The sequence below is a fragment of the Herbaspirillum sp. NPDC087042 genome (genome assembly GCF_044745245.1).
In the GTDB taxonomy this organism is placed as follows: Bacteria; Pseudomonadota; Gammaproteobacteria; order Burkholderiales; family Burkholderiaceae_D; genus Herbaspirillum.
This window is the reverse complement of the sequence record NZ_JBIUZW010000003.1, coordinates 1-17,714: the sequence shown is the minus strand read 5'-3', so window position 1 is coordinate 17,714 and position 17,714 is coordinate 1. Positions and strand designations below refer to the sequence as shown.

The 17,714-nt window shown below is 63.4% G+C and carries 16 protein-coding genes; 11 read left to right on the top strand and 5 right to left on the bottom strand.

What is annotated here, in order from left to right:
* The first annotated feature begins 11 nt into the window (after positions 1-11).
* The 5 genes from ACIPHN_RS05800 to ACIPHN_RS05780 all read left to right on the top strand — a co-directional run bounded on the left by ACIPHN_RS05800 (position 12) and on the right by ACIPHN_RS05780 (position 4,589).
* Positions 12-614 (top strand): peroxidase-related enzyme, encoded by a 603-nt coding sequence (locus ACIPHN_RS05800; RefSeq protein ID WP_400434094.1) that lies wholly within the window; start codon positions 12-14, stop codon positions 612-614.
* Positions 615-641: 27 nt separating this feature from the next.
* The gene (gene gcvH / locus ACIPHN_RS05795) at positions 642-1,019 is read left to right on the top strand and encodes a glycine cleavage system protein GcvH (protein ID WP_400434092.1); all 378 of its coding nucleotides are present in this window, start codon (positions 642-644) and stop codon (positions 1,017-1,019) included.
* 881 nt (positions 1,020-1,900) lie between these two features.
* Entirely contained in the window at positions 1,901-2,896 is a 996-nt protein-coding gene (gene tauA, locus ACIPHN_RS05790; RefSeq protein ID WP_400434090.1) for a taurine ABC transporter substrate-binding protein, read from the top strand.
* Positions 2,893-3,714, top strand: coding sequence for a taurine ABC transporter ATP-binding protein (locus ACIPHN_RS05785; RefSeq protein ID WP_400434089.1), 822 nt, complete (start codon positions 2,893-2,895; stop codon positions 3,712-3,714). The genes tauA and ACIPHN_RS05785 overlap by 4 nt, the downstream gene beginning before the upstream one ends.
* Entirely contained in the window at positions 3,711-4,589 is an 879-nt protein-coding gene (locus ACIPHN_RS05780; protein WP_400434088.1) for an ABC transporter permease subunit, read from the top strand. Before ACIPHN_RS05785 ends, ACIPHN_RS05780 begins: the two co-directional genes overlap by 4 nt.
* Here ACIPHN_RS05780 and ACIPHN_RS05775 read toward each other — a convergent pair.
* Positions 4,586-5,482, bottom strand: a complete 897-nt coding sequence (locus tag ACIPHN_RS05775; RefSeq protein ID WP_400434087.1) for a LysR substrate-binding domain-containing protein — start codon at positions 5,480-5,482, stop codon at positions 4,586-4,588. The genes ACIPHN_RS05780 and ACIPHN_RS05775 overlap by 4 nt on opposite strands.
* Before the next feature lie 76 nt (positions 5,483-5,558).
* Here ACIPHN_RS05775 and ACIPHN_RS05770 point away from each other — a divergent pair, with 76 nt between their 5' ends.
* The gene (locus ACIPHN_RS05770; protein ID WP_400434084.1) at positions 5,559-6,710 is read left to right on the top strand and encodes an MFS transporter; all 1,152 of its coding nucleotides are present in this window, start codon (positions 5,559-5,561) and stop codon (positions 6,708-6,710) included.
* 133 nt (positions 6,711-6,843) lie between these two features.
* A complete protein-coding gene (locus ACIPHN_RS05765) occupies positions 6,844-6,999 on the top strand; it encodes a hypothetical protein (protein WP_400434083.1) in 156 nt (51 codons plus the stop codon).
* On the opposite strand, the gene epsC is transcribed toward ACIPHN_RS05765, so the two are convergent.
* Positions 6,996-7,943 carry a serine O-acetyltransferase EpsC gene (epsC, locus tag ACIPHN_RS05760; RefSeq protein ID WP_400434081.1) on the bottom strand — a complete coding sequence of 316 codons (948 nt, stop codon included), beginning with the start codon at positions 7,941-7,943 and terminating at the stop codon, positions 6,996-6,998. The two genes, ACIPHN_RS05765 and epsC, sit on opposite strands and share 4 nt — an antisense overlap.
* A 662-nt stretch (positions 7,944-8,605) precedes the next feature.
* Between epsC and ACIPHN_RS05755 the strand changes: the two genes are divergently transcribed.
* A complete protein-coding gene (locus ACIPHN_RS05755) occupies positions 8,606-8,965 on the top strand; it encodes a hypothetical protein (protein WP_400434079.1) in 360 nt (119 codons plus the stop codon).
* A gap of 7 nt (positions 8,966-8,972) precedes the next feature.
* Here ACIPHN_RS05755 and ACIPHN_RS05750 read toward each other — a convergent pair whose 3' ends face one another.
* A complete protein-coding gene (locus ACIPHN_RS05750; protein ID WP_400434076.1) occupies positions 8,973-10,691 on the bottom strand; it encodes a chloride channel protein in 1,719 nt (572 codons plus the stop codon).
* 207 nt (positions 10,692-10,898) lie between these two features.
* Here ACIPHN_RS05750 and ACIPHN_RS05745 point away from each other — a divergent pair, with 207 nt between their 5' ends.
* Positions 10,899-11,906, top strand: coding sequence for a sulfonate ABC transporter substrate-binding protein (locus ACIPHN_RS05745; RefSeq protein WP_400434073.1), 1,008 nt, complete (start codon positions 10,899-10,901; stop codon positions 11,904-11,906).
* Between the two features lie 86 nt (positions 11,907-11,992).
* On the opposite strand, the gene ACIPHN_RS05740 is transcribed toward ACIPHN_RS05745, so the two are convergent.
* Entirely contained in the window at positions 11,993-13,705 is a 1,713-nt protein-coding gene (locus tag ACIPHN_RS05740; RefSeq protein WP_400434070.1) for an acid phosphatase, read from the bottom strand.
* A gap of 504 nt (positions 13,706-14,209) precedes the next feature.
* Positions 14,210-14,926, bottom strand: a complete 717-nt coding sequence (locus ACIPHN_RS05735) for a Pr6Pr family membrane protein (protein ID WP_400434067.1) — start codon at positions 14,924-14,926, stop codon at positions 14,210-14,212.
* Positions 14,927-15,725: 799 nt separating this feature from the next.
* Between ACIPHN_RS05735 and ACIPHN_RS05730 the strand changes: the two genes are divergently transcribed.
* Entirely contained in the window at positions 15,726-16,253 is a 528-nt protein-coding gene (locus tag ACIPHN_RS05730; protein WP_400434065.1) for a polymer-forming cytoskeletal protein, read from the top strand.
* A 323-nt stretch (positions 16,254-16,576) separates the two neighbouring features.
* Positions 16,577-17,446, top strand: a complete 870-nt coding sequence (gene purU, locus ACIPHN_RS05725) for a formyltetrahydrofolate deformylase (protein WP_400434659.1) — start codon at positions 16,577-16,579, stop codon at positions 17,444-17,446.
* Positions 17,447-17,714: the final 268 nt, after the last annotated feature.

Here is a 17,714-nt window from a genome sequence, read left to right as displayed (position 1 = left end):
GGAGAGTCGACATGAGCGACATCATCAAGGCCAATGGCTTTACCAATGAAACCCTGGAGTGGGATGCCTGGCTGGATGTGATCCAGCTGGAGCAGGCCAGTGCCGACCAGGTCAAGGTGCTGGAAGAAAGCCATCCCAAGGCCAAGACCTCCGACTATTACCTGTTCCTGGCGCACCAGCCGGAGATCCTGCGTCAGCGTTCGGCGGCCTTCAACGCCATCATGTATGCGCCGGGCGGCTTGTCGCGTGCGGAGCGTGAGCTGGGTTCGCTGGTGGTTTCGCGCATCAATGGCTGTGTGTATTGCGCGTCGGTGCATGCCCAGCGTTTCGAGCAGCTGGCCAAGCGTAACGATACCGTGCGGCAGGTGTTCGATACGCCTTATGGTGCGGGTGTGGATGCGCGTGAGCAGGCTATCGCCAAGTTCTCGGCGGAGCTGACCGAGACGCCGGGTGATATCAGTGCGGCGCAGATCAAGGCGCTTTATGACGTGGGGCTGTCCGAGCTGGAGGTGCTGGATCTGATCCACTCCGTTGCCATCTTTGCCTGGGCCAATCGCCTCATGCTTAACCTGGGCGAGCCGGTGTTTGCTGATGGCTCCAAGGCCGAGGCTTGAGGTTCATCTTTTTTTTAGGAGACTGTGATGCTGATTCCCGATCATCTTGTCTATGCCCAGACCCATGAGTGGGTGCGGGTGGAGGAGGACGGTTCGCTGACCATCGGTATTACCGATTTTGGGCAGGAGCAGTTGGGACCACTGGTCTATGTCGATATGCCGGCTGTTGGCCGTTCCCTGGTGCAGGGGGAGGAGTCGGGGATCGTCGAGTCCAACAAGACGGCTTCCGATTTGCATGCGCCTGTTGATGGGGTTGTGCTGGCTGTCAACGAGGCGCTTGTTGCTGCGCCTGATGCTGTTAATGATGCGCCCTATGATCAGTGGATCTTCAAGCTGCAGCCGGTTGTGGCGTTTTCTCCTGAGGGATTTTTGTCTGCTCAGGGGTATCTCAAGCTGATCTCTTGAGTTAGTGCTTCTTGGGCTATCTGCACGGAATATCTTTCTGCGCTCTAGCTTAATACTGACCATTCTCCGGTCGAAGGAGCGCGCCGGGGGCGGCCCGGCAGCCGCTCACTTTTCTTGTCTCGCCAAGAAAAGTAAGCAAAAGAAGGCGACCGCTGCTGCCTCCGCCCTCCTTCGGAGGGTCCCCGCGTTGGTGCTGCAAAAAATGGGGAAAATAGATTCGCTTCGCTCAAACTATTTTCCTGATCCGTCTTGGTACGCACCGACGCGGCGGGTCAGAAGCGGACAGACATCCGGCTCGCCTTCGGCTTTGCCGGGGGCTCGCCTGCGGCATCGTTTTTTCTTCGATCGGCCGATTGGGGGAAGATGTTATTTCTCTGAATTATTTACCGTCCGTTCGGACTGAGTAGTCGCGCAGCGACGTATCGAAGGCGAAGAACGCCAAGGCAAAGCCGTAGGCGAGCCGTCCGGGGTCCCCCTTGGGGGCCAGCCGACGGAGTGGGGTGACAAGTGGATAAGAAAAATAGTTTGAGCGAAGCGAATCTATTTTTCCCACTTGTTACCCCGCTCCGTCGGGAACCCTCCGAAGGAGGGCTGGCTCTTAGGGGGCCGTTTTCTTTGCTTACTTTCTTTGGCGGGCCAAAGAAAGTGAGCGGCTGCCGGGCCGCCCCCGGCGCTCCGTTCCGACCGGAGAAAGATCAGCATTAAGCTAGAGCGCACACAAGAATTCCGTGCAGACTACCCAAAACCAGCGAACAATAACCACAGTCAAGCCAAGTTCTTGGTCTCTAAGCTAAAAGAATAAGCAAGTACGAAAATATTAGTTTCTGTCAAAAATCGCGCTTCCTATACTGGAACGCCATCCACAATAAAGACAAGAAACCATGAAGACGCTCCTCAAGACCCTCGCTCTTGCCGCTTCCCTCGTGCTCGCTTCGCAAGCCTATGCCCAATCAAAAGAGGTCGTGATCGCCTATCAGGACATGGTCGTGCCTTGGCGCTATGCCCAGGAAACCCAGGCCCTGGAGAAGAAGACCGGTTACAAGATCACCTATCGCAAACTGGCCAGCGGTGCCGATGTCATCCGGGCGCTGGCGTCGGGCTCGGTGCAGATCGGTGAGGCTGGCTCGGCGCCGATCGCGTCGGGCCTGTCGCAGGGGCTGGATATCCAGTTGTTCTGGATCCTCGATAACATCAACGACGCCGAGGCGCTGGTGGTGCGTAACGGTAGCGGCATCCATTCGCTGGCCGATCTCAAGGGCAAGCGCCTGGCGGTGCCGTTCGTGTCGACTTCCCATTTCCATACCCTGCTGGCGCTGGAGAATGCCAAGGTCGATCCGCGTGCGGTGAAGATCGTCAACCTGCGTCCGCCAGAAATCGCTGCGGCTTGGGAGCGCGGTGATATCGATGCGACCTTCGTCTGGGATCCGGTGCTGGCCAAGGCCAAGAAGTCGGGGACGGTGCTGACCACTTCCGGCCAGATCGCCAGGGAGACCGGTAAGGCGACCTTCGACGGCATCGTCGTCTCGCGTGCCTTTGCCAGGGATAACGATGCTTTCCTGAGCGAACTGGTCAAGGTGCTGGCCGATACCGATGAGCAGTACCGCAAGAACAAGGCGGCCTGGTCTGCCGATTCGGCACAGGCGCGGGCCGTGGCGAAGTGGTCGGGGGCGGAGGTGGCGGAGGTGCCGGCCAGCCTGGGGCTGTATGAGTTTCCGACGCTGCAGCAGCAGGCTTCTGCCGAGTGGCTCGGGGGCGGGGCGGCCCGGTCGCTGGCGGCGACGGCGACTTTCCTGAAGAGCCAGGGTACGATCCAGAATGTCTTGCCCGATTATGCCAATGGGGTCAACGCGACCTGGGTGCGTAAGGCGGCTCAGTGAGCCAGTCGGCAATTCCGTTGGTTGCGCCTGCCGTCGTCGGTGGGCGTATCGAGGCGCACCGCTTGTCGGTGCGTTTTGCTTCGGCACGTGCCGATGAGCCGCCAGCCTTGTCCGGGGTGGATCTGGCAATCGCGCCGGGGGAGTTCGTGGTGGCGCTGGGGCCGTCCGGGTGCGGCAAGACCACCTTGCTCAATTGCCTGGCGGGCTTCGTCGGGCCGTCGCAGGGGCAGGTGCTGCTGGATGGGTTGCCGGTGTCTGGGCCGGGACCGGGGCTCGGGGTGGTGTTCCAGAAGCATGCCCTCATGCCCTGGTTGAATGTCGAGGACAACGTCGCCTTGGGTCTGCGCTTTCGTGGGCTGGGCCGGGCCGAGCGGCTGGCGGTGGCGCATGCGCAATTGAAACTGGTCGGGCTGGAGCGCCAGGCGCGTTCGCCGGTCTACCAGCTCTCGGGGGGCATGCAGCAGCGCGTGGGGATTGCGCGTGCGCTGGCCAATGATCCGCGCGTGCTGCTGATGGATGAGCCGATGGGGGCGCTCGATGCCTTTACCCGCGAGAGCGTGCAGGAGCTGTTGGCCCAGGTCTGGGCGCGAACCCGCAAGACCATTTTCTTCATTACCCATAGCGTCGAAGAGGCCGTGTTCCTGGGCAGTCGCGTGATCGTCATGTCGGCGCGGCCCGGGCGTATCGAGCATGACTTCGCCTTGCCTTTCCTGGCGCGCTATGTCGAGACCGGCGATGCGCGGGCGGTAAAGTCGGCGCCGGATTTCATCGCCTGGCGTGAGCGTCTGTTGCAACTGGTCCATGGGCAGGGAATATGAGCAAGCTTTCTTCATCGACGACGGCCATGACGGGCGTGACGGCACCGGGTACGGTGTCGCCAGAGGCGCAGACATTGCCTCCTGCACGGGTGCATTCCCGGCCCGGTAGCGGTTCCAGTAGCGGGATCGCTGTGGTGACGGTGCTGGTGTTGCTGGTGCTATGGTGGGGCGTGACGGCGGCGGGCTGGATCCCGCCCTTGTTCCTGCCGGCGCCGGCGGCGGTGTGGGAGGCGGCGCGTCAGGCCTGGGGCGGTAACGTGCAGGGGGGCTTGCCGCTGCTCACGCATATCGGCTGGAGCCTGTTGCGGGTGTTCGGTGCCTTCCTGCTGGCGGCCCTGACGGCGGTGCCGGTGGGCCTGCTCATGGGAACCAGCCGGGTGGCGCGGGGTGTGGTCGATCCGCTGCTGGAGTTCTATCGGCCCTTGCCGCCGCTGGCTTACCTGCCGCTGATCGTGATCTGGTTCGGTATCGATGAGGTCGCCAAGTGGCTGCTGATCTACCTGGCCTGCTTTGCGCCGATTGCGGTGTCCACCCGAGCCGGGGTGGCGGCGGTGCAGGAGGAGCAGTTGCATGCCGCCCAGTCCATGGGGGCCAGTGCCTGGCAGTTGCTGCGGCATGTGATCCTGCCGGCGGCCTTGCCCGATATCCTGACCGGCTTGCGCATTGCCATCGGCTTCGGCTGGACTACGCTGGTGGCTGCGGAGATGGTGGCGGCTACTGCCGGGCTGGGGCAGATGGTGCTCAATGCCTCCAATTTCCTGCGTACCGATGTGGTGGTGATGGGCATCCTGCTGATCGGGGTGATCGCCTATCTGTTCGATCTGCTCATGCGCCGGGTGGCCGATGCGCTCACGCCGTGGCGTGCGCGTCGTTAGCCGGTGTGGACCAGCGAGCCCCGGTATTCGCCCAGCCATTTGGCAAACAGCTGGGCTTCGGCGCCGGCCTGGGGACTGATGCCGAGATAGTAGGGCGCCAGTTCCAGGCGCAGCGCGGGCAGGGGGCAGACCAGTCGCCCTGAGCGCAGGTCGTTGTCGGCAAGTGAAATGGGGGAGAGTGCCAGCCCCAGTCCATCGACCACCGCCTGCAACACGAAGTGGACGTGGTCGAAGTGCAGCATGGCCTGTCCGCGCGAGCGCTTCAGTCCGGCCAGGCGGCGCCAGTCTTCCCAGTCATTGCGGCGGCTGCGCGAGAGCAGCAGGGTGTGGCGGGTGATCTGGGCGAGGTCTTCCAGCGGTTGTGATGCCAGCAGGGCAGGTGAGGCCACCAGTACCAGTTCGTCTTCCATGAAGCGCTGCACCTTGAGCGTCTCGGGCCAGTTGGTCTCGCCGCGCCGGATGGCGATGTCGAAGGTGCTGCCGGCCTTGCTGACGGCCGCAGTGCTGGTCACCACCTGCGGGGCGATGCCGGGATAGCGCTCGACGAAGTCGGAGAGATGCGGAATCAGCCAGCGCACCGCGAAGGAGGGGCGTACGTTGATGACCACGGTGCGGGTCGGTGCATCGCGCATGACCCGGCGCGCCGCGCCGGCCAGGCTGTCCATGGCCGGGCTGGCTTCTTCGAAGAACTGCCGCCCGCGTTCGGTCAGCAGGACCTGGCGGATGCGGCGCTCGAAGAGCGGCATGCCCAGGTAATCTTCCAAATTCTTTATCTGGCGGCTGATCGCGCCATGGGTGACGTTGAGTTCCTGTGCCGCCAGCGTGAAACTCTGATGGCGCGCGGCCGCGAGGAAGGCGCGGATGGCGTTGAGCGGGAGGGTGAGGTCGGCCATGCGTGAGATTTTATCACGCACGGTCGGAATTAATATCGTTTGTCAGCGCTACCATGCGCGGCGCATCATCAAGCCCATGACCACTCCCGATCTCCGCCAGGCCGACCTGGATTCGCGCCACGCCGCCATGTCGCTCTCGGCCGCCTTGCCCTGCGACATTGTGCTGTACCTGCTGTTGCCGATGTACTCCGAGCAGTTCCATGTGACCCTGGCCGAGGCCGGGGTGCTGCTGGCGGCCAACCGGCTGGTGCGGATTGCCGGCTATCGCTGGGTGGCCAGTTTCTATTCCCGTCGTGGCGATCGCCCCACCTGCCTGCTGGCCGTGCTGGCGGCCATCGCCTGCGCCCTGGGCTATACGGTGGCCAGCGGCTTCTGGGCCTTGCTGCCGTTGCGGTTATTGTGGGGGATGGCCTTTGCCGGGCTGAACCTGTCGACCCAGGCCATGTCGACGGCCAACCCGCAGGGCGCGGCGCGCCGCTCGGGGCGTTCGCGTGGCGTGATCGCCATCGGGCCGATGCTGTGGTTGCCGTTGGCCGCACTGCTGGCCGCGCACCTGGGGCCGCGCCCGGTGTTCCTGCTGGTGGCGATGACAGCCGTGCTGGGCCTGCTGGCCGCGCGCCGGCTGCCGGCACATGCCTATCCGCCGCCACTGGCGCGGCGCTGGAAGATGCCCAATGCGCTGGACTGGTGGTCCTTCCTGGAGGGCTTGACGCTGGATGGCCTGTTCATCATCGGCCTGGCCTACATGAGCAAGCAATCCTTCGGTGCCGATGGCGAGCTGGTGGCTGGCGTGCTGATGGCCTTGCGCTATGCCGGCGAGATCGTGCTCAGTCCGCTGGGCGGCTGGATGGCTGAGCGCTTTGGCGCGGTCAAGGTGCTGGTGACCCTGTCGCTGGCGACCTGCGCGGCGCTGGTGGGTTTCGGTGGTGGCTTGCTGTGGCTCTTTGCCGGCATCATCGTGGTGCTGCGCGCCTTGCAGCTGCCGCTGCTGGCGCCCATCGTGGCGGCCCGCACGCCGCCGGAGCAGCGTGTCCATGCGCTGGCAGGACGGGCCATCTGGCGTGATATCGGCGCCGGCATGGGCCCGATGATGGCGGGCCTGCTGCTGCCGGTGATGTCGTCGCTGTGGTTGTATGGACTGGCGGCCTCCGCGCTGGCGCTGGCCGCCGTGGCCTGCGGGCGCGAGCCGGCGCATCCTGTCGGGACCGAGGTGTCGCGGAGTTCGTAAGGGGGAGGGGAAGTGGTTGCGCTGGCGCATATGCGGCCAGCGGATATCGATGCGACCATCGCTTCGTTCACGCCACGCGGGTTCTTGCCTAGCATGACGGTTGATGTCCTCTCAGGACCCATCCGGAGCACGCATGAACGACCCCCACATCTACCAGGAGCTCGGCAACCTCGCGCTGGAGCCCCTGCAGCCATCCGACAGGAAACTGATCGGCTTCATCTTCCTCTTCGGCCTGGCCCTGCTGGGGGCGCTGTTCTTCCTGCAGCGCTGGTTACCGCTCGGCGCCTAGAACTGCTTGCACTCGCTGTTCATCTCGGCCTGCGCCACGTTGCTGCCAGCCGGTACGCTGTGGGTGAGCCAGACATTGCCGCCGATGACCGAGCCGCGACCGATGGTGATGCGACCCAGCAGGGTGGCGCCGGCATAGACCACCACATCGTCCTCGACGATGGGATGGCGCGGGATGCCCTTGACCAGCGAGCCATCCGGCTCCTGCGGGAATCGCTTGGCGCCCAGCGTGACAGCCTGGTACAGGCGCACGTTGCGGCCGATGATGGTGGTTTCGCCAATGACCACGCCGGTGCCGTGGTCGATGAAGAAGCTGGGGCCGATCTGCGCGGCCGGGTGGATGTCGATGCCGGTGGCCGAGTGGGCGATATCGGCAATGAGTCGCGCCAGCAGCGGCGCGCCCAGCTGTTGCAGGGCATGCGCCAGCCGGTGGTAGATGATGGCGGTGATGCCCGGATAGCACAACAGGATCTCCGACATGCTGGAAGCCGCCGGGTCGCCGTGATAGGCCGCCTGGATATCGCTGACCAGTACATCCCGAATGGACGGCAACTGATGCGCGAAGTCGCGCGTGATCGTCGCTGCGCGCTCGCGCAGGGCGTCGTCTTCTCCTGCCTGGCTGCTGAATTCGCTGCTGAAGTGCAGGCCCCGGCGGGTCTGCTCCTTCAGGATGCACAGCGCGGCATTCAACTGGCTGCCGACAAAGTAGTCGATGGTTTCGTCGGAGAGGTCGGTATGGCCGTAGTGGGTGGGGAAGAGGGCCGCCTGCAGGTGTTGCAGCAGCTCTTGCATGGCCTCGCGCGAGGGCAGTTCACGGATCTCGCCGCGATGGCGGATCTTGTTGGTCACTTCACGCGAGGTGCGCAGTCCCGCGACCACGGCGGACAGGCCTAGCCCGGTCGTATCGGCCAGGGCGCTCAATTCGGGGGTGTTGGAGGTATCCATGCCCCGCATGCTATCAAAAATGCGCAAACGGCGTCGGCATGGCTCACGCGCGCACATGCTGCGTGGAAATGGGCAGGAGGGGGAGGCAATGCAAGGGCGGGGGAGAATGCAGAGAGATTCGCGGCGCCCAGTTCTATCTGAAAAGTGGCGCCGCCTGTTGAATCTGCTCTGGAAACAACTTTAACGCGTAATTCAGAATTACACAAACAATCATTGAGAATATCTAAATTCGAAATTTGATCTGCCGCAAAGCCTTGCTGGCAGGGTTCTTCCAGATTTTCCCGCAGGGTTGGCGTGATGGTGGTGGTCAGTGTTGGGGATTGTGCACTCAGGAATTTCCTGAGTCCAAAGAGGCGCCTATCAGGAAGCTCCTGATATGGCCCCGGGGGTGTCGCCGGTAAAGTGTCTTCAACGGAGCAGCACTGGCAAGTCGGTTCAGGCAACAACGAACAGGGCGTGCCGCAGCAACAGATGTCTTCGGGCCTGGCGATGCATGTCGCCGCCCGACCAGGTGTAACCGGGAGCCCTGAGGGGGGCTTACTTTATGGCGTACTTCCGCAAGGAAGTGCGCCTTTTTTTTGTTTGTGATGCAATAGCGCATGGGGACGGGCGCTGGCCCGGCCCGACCTGAACATCCATGGTCCCGAGGAGGAGATCCATCCATGCGCCTTGTCCTGTCCGCTCTTGCGGCCCTTGCCACCCTGTTGCTGTCCTGTAGCGCCGTGCAGGCGCAGGTCGCCGCACCCGCCCAGCCGGCACCGCCGGCCACGGTACTCAATGCGCCGCCCACGCCGGTGGCCAGCGATATCACCCGCAATTGCAGCGCCAGCGCCGGTTGCGTGCTGACCTGCCTGAACATGGCGGCCGAGACCGTGCTGACCGAGCAGGCCAGCCGGGCGGTGCGCATCATCTCGCTTTCCAATGGCAATAGCGAATTCCGGATGGACAATGGCACGGCCGGCATCAACGTGGTGCTGGTGTCGCATGACAACCTGATGTGTCGCATGAGCGGCGGGATCTAGGCGCGCGTCAGCGCCCCAGCAATTTCTCGCGCACCGATTCTTCTTCCGCATGGGGGACGCTGGCTCGCGCCAGGTCCGATAGCGACAGCACCCCCACCAGCTGCCTGCGTTCCGGGCCCGCGACCACGGGCAGGCGCGCTACCCCCAGCCTGGCCATGAGGCCGGCGGCGGTGCGTGCACTCATGTGCGGCAGCAGGTAGTCCGAGGGCCGCTCGGCCAGCGCCGCGCAGGGCTGCTCCGGGGGCGCGCTTTCCAGTCCACGCAAGGCCAGCATCCCGACCAGGTGGCGCTGCCGGACCACCGGATAGTAGCGGTGGGTATGGCTGGCGGCACGGCACAGGGCCAGCGCGGCATCGGCGCGCATGTCGGCCTCCAGGGCCTGGGGCGCGGCGCTCATCAGTTCTTCCACATGCAGGCGTTCCAGCGGATCGACGCCATATTCACGATGCACGTGCAGGCCACGACGGGCGATCTTCTCGGTCATGATGGAGCGCTTCATGACCAGCACATTGACGCCATAGGCCACGGCCGTGGTGGCAATGAGCGGCAGCAGGGCCTGGTCGGCATGGGTCAGGCCGAAGGCAAAGACGATCGCCGTCAGCGGTGCGCCCAGCACGCTACCCAGTACACCGGCCATGCACACCAGCGGCCACAGGCCCGGCGAGCCACCCGGCAGCCAGGGCGACAGCAGCAGGCCCAGCCCGGCACCCATCATCAGCAGCGGCGCCAGTACGCCACCGGAGGTGCCCGAACCCAGCGCCAGCAACCAGATCACGGCCTTCACCGCCAGCAATGCCAGGGCCGCCGAGAGCAGCATGTGCTGGTGCAGCAGGTCGCCGATCACGTCATAGCCCACGCCCAGCGCGCGCGGTTGCAACAGGCCACCGAGGCCGACGGCGATGCCCCCCAGTGCCGGCCACCACATCCAGTGCAGGGGCAGGCGATGGAAGCCGTCTTCGATGCGGTACAGGGCCAGCGTCAGCAGGGCGGCCAGCACGCCGCTGGCCAGTCCCGCCGCCAGGCAGGAGAGCAGGGCCACCGGCGCGGGTGTGGCCACCTGCAGGGGGAACAGCGGACCGGCGTCGACCAGCCACGGCCGCAGGAAGCCGGCCACGGCGCAGGCCAGCGCCACCGGCAGGAGGCTGCGCGGCTTCAGTTCGAACAGCAGCAGTTCCACCGCCAGCAGCACGGCCGCCAGGGGCGTGCCGAAGATGGCCGTCATGCCGGCGCAGGCGCCGGCCACCAGCAGGGTCTTGCGTTCGGCCGCGGTGACATGCAGCCACTGGGCTAGCAGCGAGCCCAGCGAGCCACCGGTCATGATGATCGGCCCTTCGGCGCCAAAGGGGCCGCCGCTGCCGATCACGATGCCCGAGGACAGGGGCTTGAGCAGCGCGACCTGAGCCGACATGCGGCTCTTGCCGAAGAGGATGGCCTCGATCGCCTCGGGAATGCCGTGACCCCGGATCTTCTCGCTGCCGTAGCGCGCCATCAGGCCGACGATCAGGCCGCCCACCACCGGCAGCAGGGCGGCGATCCAGCCCAGCGTATGCGTGGCCGGCGAGCTGGCGGCAAAGGACAGGCGCTGGAAGTAGAACAGGTTGGTAAAGAGCGCAATGAGCTTCAGGAGCAGCCAGGCCGCGCCGGTGGAAAGTACGCCGATCGGCAGGGCGATGGCGCACAGGTAGGGCAGGCGCTGGTCAGCCGTGTAGTCGCGTTTGTGTTTCATGGTGATGGGAGGAGGGGCGCCAGGGTAAAGGTGGAGAGCGATAATATATCATAACGTGATATAAATTGACGAAGCCCCGCAAACGGCAGGTCGATGGCCTCGATGGGCATATCCGCTTTTCTTCTATGCAGTGGCGGAAGTATTCGTTCGCATCGGCGGGCAGGGTGGCTAATCTCGCCAGACTCAACCATCCAGCAGGGAGCATGCATGTCGCAGCGCGAAGAAAAACGCAGCAAGGCCATCCACTACGTCGAACAGAACAGCAGGCGTCGCCGCCTGATCGCCGGCGGCCTGGGCCTGGGGCTGGCCGGGATCGGCGCGGCGCTGGCCCCGCGCCTGGCGCGGGCCGCCACGCGGCAGTTGCGCATCGGCTACCAGAAGGGTGCCCTGAGCATCATCCGCGCCCACGGCACGCTGGAGCAGCGCCTGGCGCCGCTGGGCGCCACCGTGAAATGGGTCGAGTTCAGCGCCGGTCCCGTGCAGCTGGAAGCCCTGGGGGCCGGGTCCATCGATTTTGGCGATGTCGGCGAGGCGCCGCCGATCTTTGCCCAGGCCGCCGGCACACCGCTGGTGTATGTGGGGGCGACGGTGCCGCGCCCCTATGTGGAGGCGGTGCTGGTGAGGGAAGAGTCCGGGATCAGTCGGCCGGCGCAGCTCAAGGGCAAGCGCATCGCCCTCAACAAGGGCTCCAACGTGCATTACTTCCTGGTCAAGCTGCTGGAAAAACATGGCCTGGCCTATGGCGATGTGACGCCGGTGTGGCTGGCCCCGGCCGATGCGCGCGCCGCCTTCGAGCGTGGTTCGGTCGATGCCTGGGCCATCTGGGAACCCTATCTGGCGGCGGCCCAGCAGACCCTGAAGGCGCGCATCCTGGCCGATGCCGACGGGGTGGTGAAGAACCGCGCCTATTATTTTTCCACGCGCGACTATGCGCGCGAGAACGCCGACCTGATCAAGATCGCCCTGGATGAACTGGGCCGGGTCGATGAGCTGGCCAAGTCCCGGCCCGACGACTATGCCGCCGAGCTGGCGACCATCCTGGGCCTGCCCAGGAGCGTACTGGACGTGATGGTGCGGCGTTATACCTATGGCACCCTGCCGATCACCCACGCGATCCTGGAGGAACAGCAGCAGATCGCCGATGCCTTCCTTGATCTCAAGCTGATCCCCAGGAAGATCAACCTGCGCGAGACCGCGCCGCCCTGGCTGGCCTGAGCACCTGCCAGGCCTTGCTGCCGACATGAAAAACGCCGTCGCGGCTCAACCGCGACGGCGTTTTTCGTATGCTGCGATGAAACGGATCAGGCCTTGAACTGCAGGGCGTTGGTCAGGTCACCCATGGGTTGCTGGCCGCGCGCGATCATGGCGCTGTCACGCTGCTGGAGGCCATCCAGCTTTTCCAGGCCGAAGGTGCGGGTGATCAGGCGCAGGATGGAGGCGGTGTCGTAGATGGTGTGATCGACCATGCCCTTGCGGGCGAAGGGCGAGACCACCAGCGCCGGCACGCGCGTACCCGGACCCCAGCGGTCGCCCTTGGGCGGCGCTACGTGGTCCCACCAGCCGCCGTTCTCGTCCACCGTGACCACCACCACCATGTTCTGCCACTGCGGGCTGGCTTGCAGGCTCTTGATGATGTGGGCGATATGACGGTCGCCCGAGGCCACGTCGGCATAGCCGGCGTGCAGGTTGAGGTTGCCCTGCGGCTTGTAGAAGGTCACCGCCGGCAGGCGGCCGGCCTCGACGTCGGCCAGGAAGCGGTTGGTGCGCGACTCGTCGCCCAGGCCGCCATCACGCAGGCGCTTGTTGCGCTCGGCAGGATTTTCCGGACCCAGGGCCTTGAAGTAGTTGAAGGGCTGGTGGTGGTACTGGAAGTTGGGGATCTTGGGGATGCCCTTGGAATCCTTGAACTCGTCCAGCGTGGCCTGCCAGGCGCCGGCATACCAGGCCCATTCCACGCCCTTCTTGTTGAGCTTGTCGCCGATGTGTTCGTGGGTCTGCGGCACCAGCACGCTGGGCTGGTTGGGTTCGGCATAGGCCGGATTGTTGCGGTCGCGGCTCCAGGTCGGCCAGTAGGGCGGGGCCATGGTGTTGACGGCATAGCCGTCCGGGGTGAGCGCGCTGGGGCCGAACTTGGGCGGGCCTTGCAGGGCGCTGGCCGGGCTGTTCTCGGCCACTTCCAGTTCGGTGGCCAGGGGATCGTTGTTCTTGGTCCTGGCGACCTGGGTGCGCGAGACCGAGTTCATCACGTTCGGATAGAACGGGACAGCCGCCGAGATCAGGTACTGGTGGTTCAGGAAGGAGCCACCGAAGGCGCCCTGGAAGAAGTTGTCGCACAGCACGAATTCGCGGGCGATATCCCACAGGCGCAGGTTGTACTGGGTGTCGCCGTAGTGACCCATGGTCAGCCCGCCCGAATCCGCCCAGGCCACGAAACCGTCGTTCTTGCCGCCATTGATCTGCATCTGGTTCTGGTAGAACACGTGCCACAGGTCACGCGTGACCAGGCCCAGCGGCAGGGCCTCGCCTTGCGGGCCCTTGAGTGCATAGGGGGCGTTGGGCAGGTTGGTCTGGTATTGCTTGCCGGCCTCGTAGGTCACGCCTTCGATGCTCTGTTCCTGGCTGACCACGCCGCTCCAGGCGGGCGGCAATTGCTTGAGCAGGCTGCCGTCGCGGTCGCGCTGCTGGTAGTCCGAGGGCTTGAGCGAGGACAGCGGCTTTTCCAGGCCGGGGAAATTGGCGAAGAGGTTGTTGAAGCTGCGGTTCTCGGCATAGATGACCACGATGGTCTTGACGTTCTCGCGCAGGGTGCGGTCCAGCGCTGCAGCCTCGGCCGGGTTGCCACTGGCGTAGGCGGCATTGCCCGGGCCGTCGGTGGCGCAGGCGCTCAGCGCGCCACCGGCGCCCAGCGCGGCCATGCCACCCAGGAAGCGGCGGCGGCTGTTGTTCTGCGGCGTGGCGGGCGTGCTGTCGAGGGACGCAGGCTGGCTGCCCGCGAGGTCGTCTTGCTTGCTCATGGATGTTTCCTGTCGGCTATTGTTGTGGAGGGTTGGCGCGTAAGCGGGGGGAGCATAGCGCGACCGTGTGACAAGGATGTGTCTTTTTAGTCAGCTCTGCAAGCAGCCAGGCCGTGGGAATCTGTACCAATAGACAATGAAAAAGCATGTAAATGAAACATTATGATACGTACTGTAGATCAACTGTCATCTAAAATTGGCCGACTACATCGGCGCTGGTTGATCTGATTGGCGAGCGATGTGGAGCGGTTTTCCTGGGGAGGGAGGCCGATTGATTGTCCGAGGGGGGCTGCCTGCCAGGAAATATGCGGCAGGCCTGTTTGTCGAGGGAAACATGCTGATCAGAACTTTCCAATACGTGCTCATCGCCGCGGGCTTCAGTGCCTGCATGTTGTTCATGTTCGCGCTGGCGGTGACCGAACCGCTGACGTAATCGCCGGGACCCTGTTCCCGGAGAGCTGGCCCCGTCCCGGGACCAGCGTGCCTTCCTTTGCCGCCCGCTCGCTACTTGCGCAGCAAGACCGGTTTGCCAGACCGGTTGACGGCCATCAGCAGTGCCATCAACACCATGAATCCTGCCAGCAGCAAGCTGGAATTGACCAGGACACGCCCATAGCCCAGCTTGTTGACGTCGATGAAGGGGTAGGGGTAGAAGCCCGACAAGGCCCCACGCCATAACGTCACGCACAGGTATCCCAGCGGATAGACCAGCCACAGCATCGATTTCTTCAGCGAGGCCTGGAACACCGGCACGAAGAAGATCCAGTACACGATGGCCAGCAGCGGCACCACCGTATGCAGGCTTTCATTGACCAGCGCGCGAAAACCCGTTGGCGTCCACAACTGGCGCAGCAGCAGGTTGTAGGCGATCCCCACGAAGGCCAGGTAGGCCACCACCGCCGAGATCACCGAGGGTTGCCGGAAGAAGCGGCTCATCGGCGTCTTCAGCGACAGCGCCAGCGAGGTAAAGCACAGCGCGCTCATCAGGATGGTGAGATTGGTGAGGTACATCGTCAGCCGGTCCAGCCCGTCGAGCACGCCACCGCCGTGTGCCAGCAGGCGGTTGATGGTGATATCGGTCTGCGCCACGAAGGCGAGCCAGCTGATGGCGGCGATGAGTGCTGCCAGGGCGCGCGAGACGTTGGATCCCCGGTGGGCGGGAAAGAGGTGAGTGCCGAAGGAATCCAGCGATTCCGGCGTAGGTTTCTGGTCGTGGCTCATGGGATTTTCCGGGAGACGGTCGTGGCGCCGCTGGTGGATTGCCGCGCTCCTGGGCAAGGCAGGCGCAGCAAGGACAGCGGCAATGCCCGACATGATAGATCGGCTGGCGCCGATCCGCTGCATTGATGACATTCACTTGCACTGCTTACATTGCGTCACATGCTGTGAGGGCGTGAACTTGCTGTGCCCGGTGCGTGAAATCCTGCGGCGATGCGAGGCTCATGATGGCCGCGATGACGTGGGGTGAAAGACTAAGTTTTTTTTCGTTTCATCGGGAAGAAAATTCCATCCGGAAAATTGCATGGTCTCCTGGAAGGCAGTCGCGGAGCGCTTTTGGAGAAGGTATGTGTCGCCATATGGCGACGATGTGGCGTGCTCGACTGTTACATTTTTTTTAGTTACAAGGCCGCCTGAAATATAAATAATTTGCGTCAACGGTCTCGGCTGTAAGGACGTGCCGGGCTGTTACAAAATTGTCGTGAACTTTCGAAAAGGCAACCTGCCGAACCGCACAGGTTTCTTCTCTGGCAAGGCTTGGTGACATCGTGTCGCCGCTGTCCGAGATCATGGAAACCTGTCGACGTTGCGACGCGCCGCTGGACTCCTGGACCCGCCCAGAAGGTCTTTCGGAGGGCAGGGCAAGGACGCTTGCCTGCGACCATCCGATCCATGCGCGCCGCTGTTTTCGTGCTTCCCGTTTTGCACGCTCATTTTTGTACGCTCGTTTTTGTACGCTCATTTATCCGCGTATTTTTCGCTTATCTGCCCGCTCAAGGCATCATCAATTTCAGGAGATCCCATGCTTCGCTCAGAATCCCTCTTCGGCAAACGCGAAACCAGCTCGACCAATTCCCCGTTCAGCAATGCGGGCAGCAGCGTCTCTTCTACATCTACAGGTGGCAATGTGACCAGCGTCAACAAACCGGCCCAATATCCCTCTTCCGTTGCCACCAGCGCCCCGGCGGCTGCCGAGGAGACCGGCAGCAAGCTCACCGTCGGCCCCAACATCAAGGTCAAGGGCGAGATCGAGGATTGCGACACGCTGGTAGTGGAGGGCCGCGTGCAGGCCACCATCAACTGCCGTGTGGTGCAGATCGCCGAGCGCGGTGCCTTCAAGGGATCGGCGGAGATCGACCTGGCCGAGATCCGTGGCGAGTTCGACGGCGACCTGACGGTGCGCCAGAAGCTGGTGATCTATTCCAGCGGCAAGGTCACCGGCAAGATCCGCTATGGCAAGCTGGTCATCGAGGAAGGTGGTCAACTGGCCGGCGATCTGCAGGTCGGCGGTGGTCACGAGCAGAAGGACCTGCTGCAGAAGACGGCCTGAGGCAGGCCGGGCACCGTGGGGCCGGATGCCGGCCTGGCGGTGCCTGGTGATGTTTCCTGGGTGGAATGAACTGTTGGCTCGCGTGTGATCAGGTGGGAAGATCCTGTCTTCTGTTGTTATCCTGCGCTGATTTGCGTGCTTCATTGCTGGATTGGCTGAGCTGACGCGGCAAAGGAGACGGTGTATTTGTCCGCATGGCCGGGCCGTGCGACAATAGCGCCTTTCGTCCTTTTGCGCCGGCCTGGCTGGCCGATGGCAGCGCCTCGCTGGTGCTGTCGTTCGGGACGCTGGCGAATCACAGTTCAGTATCTCAGTTCATTCTCATGGCTCACCCGGAATATATCCTTACCTTGTCCTGCCTGGACCAGCGTGGCATCGTGCATCGCGTCTCGGGCTTCCTGGCCGAACACGGCTGCAACATCATCGACTCGGCGCAGTTTGGCGATGCCCAGTCCAAGCTTTTCTTCATGCGCGTGCATTTCTCGTCGGAGGATGCTTCGGTGTCCGACGCGGCCCTGCGCGCGGCGTTCGGTTTGCTGGGCGAGGCCTTGCAGATGAACTGGCAATTGCATGATGCGGGCAAGAAGCCGCGTGTGATGCTGATGGTGTCCAAGATCGGGCATTGCCTGAATGACTTGCTGTTCCGCTACAAGAGCGGTCTGCTGCCGGTGGAGATCCCGGCGATCGTGTCCAACCATACGGACTTCTATCAGCTCGCAGCCAGCTATAACATTCCCTTCCATCATCTGCCCCTGGCGACCGGTGCTCCTGCCGAGGTCAAGCGTGTCCAGGAACAGCGGATCATGGAAATCGTCGATGCCAACCAGATTGATCTGGTGGTGCTGGCGCGTTACATGCAGATCCTCTCGCCGGAGATGTGCGAGGCCCTGCGCGGCCGTGCGATCAATATCCATCACTCCTTCCTGCCTAGCTTCAAGGGCGCCAAGCCTTACTACCAAGCGCATGATCGCGGTGTGAAGCTGATCGGGGCGACGGCGCACTTTGTTACCGGTGACCTGGATGAAGGTCCTATCATCGAGCAGGGTGTGGAGCGGGTGGATCATTCCATGGGGCCGGATACCCTTACCGCTATCGGTCGCGATATCGAGTGCGTCGTTCTCGCGCGTGCGGTCAAGTGGTTCACCGAGCATCGGATCTTGCTCAATGGACATAAGACTGTGATCTTTAACTGATCTGGTTTTTTTAGTTTTTTGGACGCCGTCTGGCTTGGGCTGGGCGGCGTTTTTGTTTTTGCTTTTGCTTTTGTATTTTGGGTAGTCTGCACGGGATTCTTGTGTGCGCTCTGGCTTAATGCTGATCTTTCTCCGGTCGGGGCGGAGCGCCGGGGGCGGCCCGGCAGCCGCTTACTTTTCTTGTCTCGCCAAGAAAAGTAAGCAAAAGAAGGCGACCGCTGCTGCCTCCGCCCTCCTTCGGAGGGTTCCCGCGTTGGTGCTTACCAAG

Coding starts and splice junctions, on each gene's coding strand:
- ACIPHN_RS05750 (WP_400434076.1), bottom strand. CDS start 10,691: ATGAAACACAAACGCGACTACACGGCTGACCAGCGCCTGCCCTACCTG.
- ACIPHN_RS05780 (WP_400434088.1), top strand. CDS start 3,711: ATGAGCAAGCTTTCTTCATCGACGACGGCCATGACGGGCGTGACGGCA.
- purU (WP_400434659.1), top strand. CDS start 16,577: ATGGCTCACCCGGAATATATCCTTACCTTGTCCTGCCTGGACCAGCGT.
- epsC (WP_400434081.1), bottom strand. CDS start 7,943: ATGGATACCTCCAACACCCCCGAATTGAGCGCCCTGGCCGATACGACC.
- ACIPHN_RS05800 (WP_400434094.1), top strand. CDS start 12: ATGAGCGACATCATCAAGGCCAATGGCTTTACCAATGAAACCCTGGAG.
- ACIPHN_RS05775 (WP_400434087.1), bottom strand. CDS start 5,482: ATGGCCGACCTCACCCTCCCGCTCAACGCCATCCGCGCCTTCCTCGCG.
- tauA (WP_400434090.1), top strand. CDS start 1,901: ATGAAGACGCTCCTCAAGACCCTCGCTCTTGCCGCTTCCCTCGTGCTC.
- ACIPHN_RS05765 (WP_400434083.1), top strand. CDS start 6,844: ATGAACGACCCCCACATCTACCAGGAGCTCGGCAACCTCGCGCTGGAG.
- ACIPHN_RS05730 (WP_400434065.1), top strand. CDS start 15,726: ATGCTTCGCTCAGAATCCCTCTTCGGCAAACGCGAAACCAGCTCGACC.
- ACIPHN_RS05740 (WP_400434070.1), bottom strand. CDS start 13,705: ATGAGCAAGCAAGACGACCTCGCGGGCAGCCAGCCTGCGTCCCTCGAC.
- ACIPHN_RS05755 (WP_400434079.1), top strand. CDS start 8,606: ATGCGCCTTGTCCTGTCCGCTCTTGCGGCCCTTGCCACCCTGTTGCTG.
- ACIPHN_RS05745 (WP_400434073.1), top strand. CDS start 10,899: ATGTCGCAGCGCGAAGAAAAACGCAGCAAGGCCATCCACTACGTCGAA.
- ACIPHN_RS05770 (WP_400434084.1), top strand. CDS start 5,559: ATGACCACTCCCGATCTCCGCCAGGCCGACCTGGATTCGCGCCACGCC.
- ACIPHN_RS05735 (WP_400434067.1), bottom strand. CDS start 14,926: ATGAGCCACGACCAGAAACCTACGCCGGAATCGCTGGATTCCTTCGGC.
- gcvH (WP_400434092.1), top strand. CDS start 642: ATGCTGATTCCCGATCATCTTGTCTATGCCCAGACCCATGAGTGGGTG.